Source organism: Mycobacterium sp., from assembly GCF_049647605.1.
Lineage (GTDB): Bacteria > Actinomycetota > Actinomycetes > Mycobacteriales > Mycobacteriaceae > Mycobacterium.
Window position 1 is genome coordinate 41,414 of the sequence record NZ_JBARXZ010000031.1, and the last position, 11,914, is coordinate 53,327.

Annotated in this window: 9 protein-coding genes; 3 read left to right on the forward strand and 6 right to left on the reverse strand. The window is 66.9% G+C overall.

Going from position 1 to position 11,914, the window contains the following annotated elements:
- Positions 1-109: 109 nt before the first annotated feature.
- Positions 110-1,339: a mechanosensitive ion channel family protein gene (locus WBB07_RS04800; protein ID WP_526305259.1), complete on the reverse strand. Its 1,230-nt coding sequence runs from the start codon at positions 1,337-1,339 to the stop codon at positions 110-112.
- A 299-nt stretch (positions 1,340-1,638) separates the two neighbouring features.
- On the opposite strand from WBB07_RS04800, the gene WBB07_RS04805 reads away from it, so the two are divergent.
- Positions 1,639-2,562: an AEC family transporter gene (locus WBB07_RS04805; protein ID WP_526305261.1), complete on the forward strand. Its 924-nt coding sequence runs from the start codon at positions 1,639-1,641 to the stop codon at positions 2,560-2,562.
- A gap of 2 nt (positions 2,563-2,564) precedes the next feature.
- On the opposite strand, the gene WBB07_RS04810 is transcribed toward WBB07_RS04805, so the two are convergent.
- Positions 2,565-3,122 carry a DUF1697 domain-containing protein gene (locus WBB07_RS04810; RefSeq protein WP_526305263.1) on the reverse strand — a complete coding sequence of 186 codons (558 nt, stop codon included), beginning with the start codon at positions 3,120-3,122 and terminating at the stop codon, positions 2,565-2,567.
- A 70-nt stretch (positions 3,123-3,192) separates the two neighbouring features.
- Positions 3,193-3,984, reverse strand: a complete 792-nt coding sequence (locus WBB07_RS04815) for a glutaminyl-peptide cyclotransferase (RefSeq protein ID WP_526305265.1) — start codon at positions 3,982-3,984, stop codon at positions 3,193-3,195.
- 209 nt (positions 3,985-4,193) lie between these two features.
- Here WBB07_RS04815 and WBB07_RS04820 point away from each other — a divergent pair, with 209 nt between their 5' ends.
- Complete coding sequence (locus tag WBB07_RS04820) at positions 4,194-4,400, forward strand: long chain fatty acid-CoA synthetase Faa4p (RefSeq protein ID WP_526305315.1); 207 nt, start codon at positions 4,194-4,196, stop codon at positions 4,398-4,400.
- A 6-nt stretch (positions 4,401-4,406) separates the two neighbouring features.
- On the opposite strand, the gene hrpA is transcribed toward WBB07_RS04820, so the two are convergent.
- Positions 4,407-8,336 (reverse strand): ATP-dependent RNA helicase HrpA, encoded by a 3,930-nt coding sequence (hrpA, locus tag WBB07_RS04825; RefSeq protein WP_526305267.1) that lies wholly within the window; start codon positions 8,334-8,336, stop codon positions 4,407-4,409.
- Positions 8,337-8,452: 116 nt separating this feature from the next.
- Positions 8,453-9,784, reverse strand: a complete 1,332-nt coding sequence (locus WBB07_RS04830) for an MFS transporter (protein ID WP_526305317.1) — start codon at positions 9,782-9,784, stop codon at positions 8,453-8,455.
- A 102-nt stretch (positions 9,785-9,886) separates the two neighbouring features.
- On the opposite strand from WBB07_RS04830, the gene WBB07_RS04835 reads away from it, so the two are divergent.
- Positions 9,887-10,273 (forward strand): DUF2237 family protein, encoded by a 387-nt coding sequence (locus WBB07_RS04835; RefSeq protein ID WP_526305269.1) that lies wholly within the window; start codon positions 9,887-9,889, stop codon positions 10,271-10,273.
- 3 nt (positions 10,274-10,276) lie between these two features.
- Here WBB07_RS04835 and WBB07_RS04840 read toward each other — a convergent pair whose 3' ends face one another.
- Positions 10,277-11,653 (reverse strand): serine/threonine-protein kinase, encoded by a 1,377-nt coding sequence (locus WBB07_RS04840; protein WP_526305271.1) that lies wholly within the window; start codon positions 11,651-11,653, stop codon positions 10,277-10,279.
- Between the last annotated feature and the right edge of the window lie 261 nt (positions 11,654-11,914).

Genomic DNA, 11,914 nt, shown 5'->3' on the forward strand with positions numbered 1-11,914 from the left:
CTCCTCAACATGGAGTGGAATCAGTGGGGGCGATCAGCGGGTCTCAACCAACTGTACCCATTGTTTACTTTTACCACTCCTTCAACAACACGCAGGTAGAAGGTTTGCCTCAGTGCTCCTCGCGGCTCCGCTCATCGACGGCGACACCGCCGGTCTCGAAGTCACGCGCCCGCTCCTGCCCTTCCCTGCTGCCACTGAACACGCCGGAGGCCGCCTTGGACCGGCCGTTCCCGCGCGGTGTCCCGTGGTGGACCGAAGCGCGCTGCGGCGGCCGCGAGGCCATCTCTTCGAACCGCTGATGTGGAAGTGCTCCGCGGTTGGCACGTTGCAACCAGTCGACCAGGCCCTCCCGCACGAAGCACCGCAGATCGAACAGAGCCCCGGCGTTGGGGGCACTGACCAGCATCCGCACCCGGACCACACCACCGATTGCGTCGGTGACCTGGAGAACACCTGCGCGACCGTCCCACAGCTCGCTCTGCTCGAGCCGACGCTGCAGTTCGACCCTCATCTCCTCGAGGGGAACGGTGAAGTCGACGTCGATTTCGACGGTGCCCAGCAGTTCGGTCGCGTTGCGGGTCCAGTTCTGGAACGGCGTGGTGGTGAAGTACGCGGTGGGCAACACCAGCCGGCGTTGATCCCAGCACTGCACCACCACGTAGGTGAGGGTGATCTCCTCGATCCGGCCCCATTCGTCCTCGAGAACCACCACGTCACCCACCCGGACGGCGCCGGAGAAGGCGATCTGCATCCCGGCGAACACCGATCCCAGGGATGTCTGCGCGGCCAGACCCGCGACCACCGACAGCACCCCAGCGGAGGCGAACAAGGTGGTGCCGATATTGCGGAAGGCCGGGAAGGTCATCAGCACGGCAGCCATACCCAGGACGACGATGACGGCGATGACCAGCCGTCGTACCGTCGTCACCTGGGTACGGACCCGCCGGCGCTGCCGGTCGGCGTCGGTCACCTCCTCGTCACCGCCGCCGAAGGTGGCGATCACGCGTCGCTCGGCCACCCGGACCAGACTTGCCATCAGCCAGGTGACGGCGGCGATCAACAGGATGACCAGCGTGTGATCCACCCACGCCCACCAGCCGGCGTTCGAGTCGGCGAACCGGCGCATCGCGATGTTGGTGGCCAGCACCACCAGCAGCACCCGGACGGGCCCGCGGGTCAGCACGGCGACGTCGAGGATGGATTCGCTGCGGCGGCCTATTCGACGCAGCAGCCACGGCACGATCAGGCCGAGTAGATAGCCGACGGCCATGGCACCGGCCACCCAGGCCAGCATCACGACAAGCGATGTTGCAGATTCGAGCTCGAGCTCTTCGGGCATCGTGGACTCACGGCTCCCGTGGATCGGGGTCAGGGGGTCTGTTCCGACCGTACGGCACTCCGAGGGCATCCGTCACCTTCGGGTGAGCACCCCGGCGCGCGGGACACATTCCAATTTGGTTCAGTCAGTGGATATTTCGGGACGGATTCGGCCGAGAAACCGGCGGCGCCAGAAGACCGGCCCCAGCGAGCGCGGTTCGCGCCGGCGCAGGCCTGGCTGCGCATCCGCCACCGACAGCGGAGATAATCGACCGGTTGTGTCGATGAGCCCGGGCTGAGCGCCCCGGAAAGGGGCCTGCAGTGCTGGCGGTGTTGGAAGCCTTCGCCGTGATCGCCATCATCGTTGGGGTGGGTGCCACGGTGGGCCGCAGCGGGGTGCTCGGTGACAACGCCCGGATGGTGCTCAACCGGGTGGCCTTCCACATCGGCGTGCCGGCGCTGCTGGTGGTGACACTCTCGGATTCGACCCCTTCCCAAGTGTTTTCACTTCCGGTGGTGGTGTCGGCGGTCGCCGCGTTGCTGATGTTTGTGCTCTATTTCGGCTATGCCGTCGGCATCCGGCGACGCGGCCGCGGTGACGCCACCATCGGTGCCTGGGCGGTATCGTGGGTGAACTCGGCCAACCTCGGTATCCCGTTGAGCGCCTACGTGCTTGGTAGCACCACCGAGGTGTCGGTGCTGTTGGTGTTCCAGACGGTGGTACTGGTCCCGCTGGGGGTGGCCATCGTCACCTCCGAAGGCCGCGACGGCAGCTCGGTCCGGTCTCAGGTGCGGGAGTTCCTCACCAACCCGATCATCGTCGCCAGTGCCATCGGCGTGGCCCTTGCCCTCACCGACATCACGCTGCCCAGAGCCATCCACGAACCGCTGAGCCTGCTGGCCGACCTCGCCATCCCGACCGTGCTGCTCGCCTTCGGGATCGCGCTGGTGACGCAGTCGGCGCGTCCCGAGGGGAACAACCGTGTGGACGTGATCCTGACGGCGACGTTCAAGGTGATGCTGATGCCGGCCCTGGCCTACGTCCTGGCCCGCTGGGTGTTCGGCGCCTCCCCAGAACAGGTGGCCGTGGTGACCGTGCTCGCGGCGTTGCCCACGGCGCAGAACCTCAACACCTACGCCTCGATGTTCCAGCGCGGCGAATCGCTGGCCCGCGACGTCACGTTGATCACCACCCTGGCCTCGGTGCCGGTCATCGTGTTCCTGGCGTTCGTGATGGAGCTCTAGGCTCAGCCGTCACGCCTGGCGTCCAGCAGCGCAAGCAGTTTCGCAGTGGTGGCCCAGTTCCGGATGGTCATCTGCCGGTACTCGGATCGGCCGACGATCTTGCTCATCTTGCTCTTGGTGCGCTGCGCGCTCAGCCGGGCGAAGTACACCACCCCCGGCCCCGGCCACGCCTGATCGACACCCTCACGTAGTTCGACGAAGCCCATCACCTGTTTGCTGGTCAGCGGCTCCTTCAGGAACACGCAGTCGCAATGGTGGTCATCGGGCTGCTCGCCGAATACCGCTGGAGCACCGGCGATCACATTGCGAAGTTGCTGATGGGACCGCACCACCACCGTCAACGGCACACCGAACGACTTCTCCAGAGTGCCTTCGATCCCGGCCTCCAGCGCCGCCCGGGGCGCGTCGGTCTCGAACAGCACATTGCCGGACTGGATGTAGGTGGTGACCGCACGCAGTCCGTGGGCCTCCATGGCGGCCCGGAGGTCGGTCATCGCCACCGGGTTGCGGCCGCCGACATTGATCCCGCGTAAGAGCGCGACGTACCGCGTGCTGCCCATGCCCGCACGTTACCGGCCGATGACCCCTCCCACCCGGGAGCGCCGGAGAACACCGCAGCTGACCGGCGCCTCAAACGCCGTCGATCCGAATCCGGAACATCGCCGGCCAGTTCTTTCCCGTCACCAAGAACTCCGGGCCGTCCACATGGGCGATCCCGCTGAACACCTGGGCGACTGAGCGATCACCGAAATGCCACAGCCCTGACATGTCGGCGATCAGGTTGATCTTCCCGGTCGCCGGGTCGATCCGGGCGATCTCGTCGCTGGGCCACAGACTCGCCCACACCTGCCCGTCGACACATTCGAGTTCGTTGAGTCCGGTCACCCGGGCACCGTCACGGGTGACGTCCACGGCGCCGGTCACGGCGAAGCTGTCCAGATCCCGGAACTGCAGGCGGCCGGTCCCGTCGCTCATCACGAACCGGTCCCCGTCCCGGCACAGACCCCAGCTCTCGCCGGTCACCGGGATCTCGCGCAGCGGGGTCAGTGCCGCCTTGTCCCACACGATTGCCACCCCGTCCTGATAGGTGAGCTGCCAGAGGGTGTCGTCGACGACAGTCAGACCCTCGGAGAAGTACTCACCCGGCAGCGGCACGGAACGGCGCACCGTGCCGGTGGTCGGGTCCACCTCACGCAGCTGCGACCGGCCGATCAGGCCCGTCGCTTCGTAGAGGATGTCCCCGTCGATCTCGAAGGCCTCGGTGTACGCGTCCGGATCGTGCGGAATCTCGGCCAGCACCACCGGATCGACCACCGGGACGGCACCCGGTTGGGCCGACGCGACGGGTGTCGGCGCGACCACCAGGAACAGCGAGGCGAATCCGGCAAGGGCTCGAACGGCGACCGATCGTCGTAGGACCATGCCACGAGTTTTACCTGTTCGGATGACAGTCCCGCCGACGGAGGCCACGAATTAGGTGATCATCATCTCAACCGACTACTCTTTTTTGCGGTTCTGTCTGTTCAGAACGGCATTCATGCTCGGCAATTCACAATATGGATTCAGAAAGAACAGTCATGCCCATTGCACCCCTGGTCAGGCATGCGTCTGCTCTCCGCAGACGACGCACCATCCCACGTGCTTGCTTCACCACCGTCGGGCAGTGCTTCGACATCGAGGTCAGCCGCGACGCCTCCGGCTGGGAGATCCGGATTCCCGAGATCGACGCCGTGACCTATGCCCGCCGCCGATCCTCGGTCTCGGTCGCCGCCCGCGAATGTATCGCCGGGCACACCGGAATTCCGATCGGCTACATCGCCGTCATCGTCCGCGACTGACACACCTCACGGGGTGATCGCGTCGATCGCCCGGTAGATCCGCTTCTCACTGACCGGCATTGCGGTTCCCAGCTGCTGGGCCCACAGGCTCACCCGTAGTTCTTCGATCATCATCCCGATGTCCGCGACATCCTTGGCGGCCGCCCGCATCGGCGAAAGCGCCTGTCGCAATTCGTCGTAGGCATCCGCAACGGCGCCCACTCGGTGCATCCGTTCCCGATCCGCCGCCAGCCCGTGCGGCAGCCGCTCCAATCGGCGGACCACTGCGGTCAGGTATCGCGTCAGGTCCCCCAGGCGCGCCGCACCGGTACGGGTGACAAATCCGGCCGGCAGCAGCGCGGCGAGCTGCGCTTCGATGTCCGCGACGGCCTCGGCCTGCGCGGAGGTGGGCCGGTCCGGCAGCGCCAGCCGAGCCTCCTGGGCGGCCACCAACACCCGCTGCACCTTCTGCATGATGTCCAGCGTGGTCGGCACCAGCTTGGTGGTCACCCGGGCAGCCAGCGTGTCGAACTCCGCTCGAGTCCACACCGGCGCGCCGGCCACCACTGCGACGGCCGCGTCGGCACAGTCGTCGATCAACGCCGCGAGCGACCCGTCGGGGTTGGCGCCGAGTTGCAGGCGGGCACGCGGATCAAGAGCTCTCTCAACGTTTTTCACCGGCGACGGTAACGCCATCCGGAGCAGCCGGCGAAGGCCCGGCGACATGGCGGCCCGCTGCTCACCTTCGGTGGCGAACACCCTCAGGTCGACGGCCGCACCGGCGTCCACCAACGCCGGATAACCCCGAACGGTGTGAGCGCCACTGGTGCGCGCCACCGTTTGCGGTATCGCGTCGAGGTCCTGCGGCCAGGCGGTCATACCGGTCCGCTCCAGCCCTCCCGCAACGGCTTCCGCAACGGCCTGCCGGATCGGGGCGGCAAGCTGGTTCTGCAGCGCGTCGAGGTCTTTGCCGCGTCCCACTTCGGTGCCGTCGGCCTTTTCCACGGCGAAGGTGACCCGCAGATGCGCCGGCAGCTTCTCCAAGTCGAAGGCATCGATCGGGACGAGTATCCCGCTGCGCCGCTTGAGTTCTCGCTGAAGGCTCTCGAGAAGGACCCCCTCGTCGGGGGCCAGATCGGGCAGGACCGCGCGGGCGGTGTCCGGTGCCGGTACGAAGTTGCGGCGCAACTCCTTGGGCAGCGACTTGATCAGCGCGGTGACCAGCTCCTCGCGCAGTGCCGGTACCTGCCAGGCGAATTCGTGACCACCGAGATTGGCCAGTACCTCGACGGGCACATGCACCGTCACCCCGTCATCGGCCGCGCCCGGCTCGAATCGGTAGGTCAGCGGTAACGTCATGTCGCCCGAACGCCAGGTGTCCGGGCGGTCCTGCGCGTCGTCGGCGCCGCGAAGCAACTCGTCGCGGGTGAAGGTGAGCAGCTCCGGGGTCCGGTGACGCTGCTTCTTCCACCACCCGTCGAAATGCCGGACCGATACCACGTCCTCGGGGATGCGTGCATCGTAGAGGGCATAGATTTCGTCGTCACCGACCACCAGATCGCGGCGCCGGGCGCGCTCCTCGATCTCTGCCAGATCTTCGAGCAACTTGGTGTTGTCGCGGTAGAAGTGGTGCCGGGTCTGCCAGTCCCCCTCCACCAGGGCGTGCCGGATGAACAGCTCGCGCGCCAGTTCCCGGTCGACGTCGGCATAACCGACGCGCCGCCTGGGCACCAACGGCAGACCGAACAGGGTCACCCGTTCGAAAGCCATGACCGAGCCGCGTTTGGCGTCCCAGTGCGGTTCACTGTAGGTGCGCTGCACCAGATCCCCGGCGACCTTCTCCAGCTCTTCGGGTTCGACGCGGGCCGCGGTGCGCCCGTACAGCCGGCTGGTTTCCACCAGCTCGGCCACCACGACCCATCGTGGCGGCCGCTTGGTGAGCACCGATCCCGGGGCCAGCACAAAGCGAGAATTGCGCGCCCCCAGGAAATCTCGGGTCTCCCCTTCGCGCACGCCGACATGGGAGAGCAGCCCCGCGGTCAGCGCACGGTGCACACTGGCCACGTCGGCGGGCTCGTCGGATTCGGGGGCTTCCCGGATACCCAGATCGCGGGCGATGCTGCGCAGCTGCCCGGTGAGATCCTGCCATTCCCTGATACGTAGATAGTGCAGGAACTCATCGCGGCACATCCGCCGAAAAGAACTGCCGGAGCGTTCTTTTCGCTGGTCACCGAGATAGCGCCACAGGTTCAGATAGGACATGAAATCCGAATGATCGGCGGCGAATCTGGCGTGCTTCTGCCGCGCCGCCTCCTCCTGTTCGGCTGGACGCTCCCGTGGATCCGGAATCGACAGGGCCGCCGCAAGCACCAATACCTCACGGACGCAGCCCTCGTCGTGAGCGGCCAGGATCATCCTGCCGATCCGCGGGTCCAGTGGCAGCTGCGCCAATCGGCGGCCCACCTCGGTCAGCGCCCCCTGCCGGTCGAATGCTCCGAGTTCCTGCAGCACCTGCACGCCGTCGCGAATACTGCGACCGTCCGGTGGATCCAGGAAGGGGAAGGCCTCGACATCCCCGAGCCCGAGTGCGGCCATCTGCAGGATCACTGCGGCCAGGTTGGTGCGCAGGATCTCCGGATCGGTGTAGCGGGGCCTGGATTCGAAATCCTCTTCCGAGTACAGCCGGATACAGACGCCTGGGGCGGTACGGCCCGAACGACCGGAGCGCTGCGCAGCCGATGCTTGTGAGATCGGTTCTATCGGCAGGCGCTGCACCTTGGTGCGACGGCTGTAGCGGGAGATGCGGGCGGTCCCCGGGTCGACGACGTAGCGGATCCCCGGCACGGTCAGTGACGTCTCGGCAACGTTGGTGGCCAGCACGATTCGCCGCCCGGCATGCGGCTGGAACACCCGCTGCTGTTCGGCGGTGGGCAGCCGGGCATACAGCGGCAGGACTTCGGTGGTGTGCGGGTTGAAACCCGGAACGCCACGCAACGCCTCGGCGGTATCCCGGATCTCGCGTTCCCCGGACAGGAACACCAGCACGTCGCCCGGCGGCTCGGCTTCGAGTTCGGCGACCGCGTCCACGATCGCCTCCGTCTGATCACGTGTGACGGTGCGTACGATTTCGTGGTCCGGATCGTCGGGATCGGCAGCCTCTGTCGGGGAGGATCCGGCCCCCACTGCCACTTCCAGCGGCCGATAGCGGATTTCCACCGGGTAGGTACGCCCGGACACCTCGACGATCGGGGCGCCGCGGAAGTGCGCGGCGAAGCGGGCCGGTTCGATGGTCGCCGAGGTGACGATGACCTTCAGGTCGGGCCGCTGCGGTAGCAGCTCACGCAGATAGCCCAGCAGGAAGTCGATGTTGAGGCTGCGTTCGTGGGCCTCGTCGAGGATCAACGTGTCGTAGCGCAGCAGTCGGCGGTCCCGCTGGATCTCGGCGAGCAGGATGCCGTCGGTCATCAGCTTCACCAGGGTGCGGTCGCTGGCCTGGTCGGTGAACCGCACCGTGTAGCCGACGGTCTCCCCGAGCGGGGTGCCGAGTTCGTCGGCGATGCGCTGGGCCACGGTGCGTGCAGCCAGTCGGCGCGGCTGGGTGTGGCCGATGGTGCCGAGAATGCCCCGCCCGAGTTCCAGACAGATCTTCGGCAGCTGGGTGGTCTTACCCGAGCCGGTCTCGCCCGCGACCACCACCACTTGGTTGTTGTTGATCGCGGTCGCGATCTCGTCGCGGAGGCCGCTGACCGGCAGATCCGGATAGGTGATCTGTGGAACGGCCGCCAGTCGCGTCGCGACCAGCGCCTCACCTGCGGCGACCTGCTCGATGATCGGAGCGAGCTTGGCGGGATCGTCGGTCCCGCGCAGGTTGCGCAGCCGACGGCGTAGCCGGGCCGCATCCCGGAAGGTCAGTCCATCCAGCCTTGGGTAGAGCGCATTGCTGGACTTCTCGGACACTCCGCAAAGGATAGGCGGGTTCCGGGTGGTCACGGCAACCGGATATCGGGCGGTGACCCGAAACCGGCGCTCCGGTGCCCCTGCTGACCGGGGGACGTCGCCGTCCCGGAGCATGGTTACCGACCAACGTCCCTGGTACTGGAGGCCGGTGCTGCGGGGACCAGATGGTCCTCGGGGCCGGCGGGGCCGGACGCGCCGAGATCAACCCCTTTGGTCTCCGGCAGCACCGCGGTCACCGCCAGGCTGACCGAGATCAGCAGCGCCATCATCACCCCGACGGCCCCGGGCCCGAATGCGTCGACCAGCGGTCCGGCGATGATCGGTGGCACCGCACCGCCGACAATGCCACCGAGGTTGAACGCCAATCCGGCTCCGCTGTAGCGGTATCGGGTGGCGAACAGCTCCGGCAGGAATGCGGCCATCGGGCCACTGGCGATGCCGAGGATGGCGTAGGTGCCGACAATCGCCATCCCGAACAGCACGGCGGAACCGGTGTCCAGCAGTGGCATCACCGCAACCGACCACGGCACCGCCAGACTGAAGCCCACCAGGATGGTGCGCCGCCGCCCCACCCGATCGCACACCAGCGCCGAGCCCGCGGTGAACAACAGCATCGCGATACCGCCGAGCACCCCGACCGAGAGCACCAGTTCCCGGGGGTGGCCCAAGATGGTGGTGGCGTACCCCATCAGGTAGGTGCCCCCCATGAAGCTGAACGTGAAGATCCCGACCATGCACCCCGAAGCCAGCAGCGTCTGCCGTAGCTGGGTGCCGAACAACTCCGACAACGGCAGCGGCGTGGACGGCTCCCGGCGTTGCGCGGTGAAAACCGGGGTCTCGTCGATACTCATGCGGATGTACAACGCGATCACCAACAGCACCGCGCTGAACAGGAACGGCACCCGCCAGCCCCAGGACATGAACGTCGGGTTCGTTTCCCCCACCGTCACATTGACCAGCAGGAACACCAGGTTGCCCAACACCAGGCCGGCCCCCACCCCGAGCTGGGTGAACATCCCGTATCGACCGCGCTGATCGCTCGGCGCATACTCGGCGCTCAGCAGTGCCGAACCCGCCCACTCACCACCGACGGCAAAACCCTGCAACAACCGCAGCACCATCAGCAGCAATGGCGCCGCGATACCAATGGAGTCGGCGCCCGGCACCAGCCCCACCGCCACGGTGGCCAACCCCATGATCATCAGCGTCGCCACCAGGGTCCGCTTACGCCCCAACCGATCACCGAAGTGCCCGAACACCGCCGCGCCGACCGGTCTGGAGAAGAACGCCACCGCAAATGTCGACAGTGACGCCACCGTGGCGACCATGGGACTCAGGTTCGGGAAGAACACCGTCGGGAAGATCAGGGCCGCGGCGGTGCCGTAGATGAAGAAGTCGTAGTACTCGATCGCGGTGCCGACAAAACTGGCCAGCGCCACGCGCCTCATCGGCGCCCTGCCCGAACGGCTCATCCACTCCCCTGTACTCCGGCGGCATCCGATGCCGATCGCCACGCGATATTGTGCCCGGCCGCGGGCGATACTGGGTGAATGGCGGAACTGAATGTCCTCGGCGAGCCCCTGGAACCTTGCGGCACCGACCCGCTGACGGGGTTCTACCGGGACGGCTGTTGCTCCACCGGGGAGCAGGATGTCGGTCGCCACACTGTCTGCGGGGTCGTCACGGCGGACTTCCTGGAGCATCAGCGCTCGATCGGCAACGACCTGTCGACACCCATGCCGCACTACCGGTTCCCGGGTCTGGTTCCCGGTGACCGCTGGTGCTTGACCGCGGCCAATTGGCTACGCGCGCAACGCGAGGGGCGTGCCTGCCCGGTCGTCTTGGCAGCCACCCATGAACGCACCCTGGAACTGGTCACTCTCGACGAGCTGCGCGAACACGCTGTCGACGTGCCCGATGATCCGAGGGGGCTGTAGTCCTCAGGCCGGGCCGGTGATGTTGCCGCGGCGCACGTCGTCTCGGCATTCGAGGCGGCTCTTCCCGGTCTGCTGCACGCACACCCGGACCTGCTGTTCGATATCCGCCGGGTACACCTCGTCTGTCGGCCCCGGGGTGACCGTCGGACTGGGCACAGTGCCTTCGTAGAGCGACCACACCGGCGCGTCGATGCTCACCAGGTGCGCGCAGTAGGCCTGGGCGCCCTGGACGCTTTCGCCCGCCGCGCCCAGAGGTTCACAGTCGGCGCCGATGATGACAACGGGCAGATGCGGCACTCCTGTCGGCGCAGCCCCGGTCTCCTGCGCAGCTCCTGTCGGCGGCGCCCCTGGTGTCGGTGAATCGGCGCTCGGGGCCTCCGGCTGGCGCGTCTGCAGCACCACAAGGGTCGCCACCACCGCCGCCACCAGCACCACCGCCGCGGTTGCGGCCACCCACACCATGTTTCGCCGCGGTGGCCGCTTCGTCCCCGTCGGGCCGGACGGAAACGCGAGTTGGGTGGCCTCGATGTCGCCTGTGGTGTCGCCGAGTCGCTGTTCGAGCGCCCGAGCGAACTGTCGGCAATTGGCGAACCTGTCGGCCGGCGACTTCGCCAGAGCTCGGGTCAGGACCGGCCCCAGCGCCGACAGCTCAGGTCGGCGCTCGGAAATGTCCGGCGGCTCCGAACTGATGTGCTGGCTGATCACCACCGCCTGATTCCCGTGATGGAAAAGGGCTTTGCCGGTCAGTAGCTGAAAAGCGGTCGCGGCCAGCGCGTATTGATCGGCCCGGCCGTCGACCTCACCGCCCATCAATTGCTCCGGGGCCGCATAGGCCACGGTGCCGACGGCGACATCGGTGGCCGTCAACTTGCTGGTGTCATCAGCCCAACGGGCGATCCCGAAGTCCGCCAAGTAGATCCGTGGGCTCTCGGAATCCGGCTCGGTCAGCAGGATGTTGGCGGGCTTGATGTCGCGGTGCAGCAGCTGCCGTTCATGGGCATAGTCCAGGGCGTCGGCGATCCCGTTCACGATCTTGACCACGAGCTCGGCGGGCATGCCGTTCGGGTAGTGCTCGGTGAGCAGTTTCCCGGCGTCGGTGCCGTCGATGTAGTTCATCGCGATCCACAGCTGCCCGTCGGCCTCGCCGCGGTCGTGCACGCTGACGATGTTCGGATGCGTCAGCCCCGCGACGATGTCGGCCTCGCGGATGAAGCGCTGCCGGTACTCCTCGTCTTCGGTGACCGAACTGCGCAGCACCTTGAGCGCGTCCCGGCGTGGCAGCCGCGGATGCTGACCGAGGTAGACCTCTCCCATGCCGCCGGCACCGAGCGTCGACACGATGGCATACCCGGCAAAGACCTGACCGACCTCTAACGGCATGCGGGTAACCACCTCCTCACGCTGTCTGGCTACCTGTTGACTGCGGCGACGCCCCGTAAACCTCGCGGGTGCCGCCGGTGCAGAACATAGATGCTCATCTTGTCAGTGGCTAGGGGTGGCGACGAGTCCGGCCGGACGTTGATCGACGGCCATGCCGTCGTCAGGAATCGTCCGTAGGGTGGTTTCTCGTGTCCGGGAAGCGCAAGGTCGGTTTCAACACCACCGCACGCTGGTAATACCCACCTGGAACGCTGACGTCTC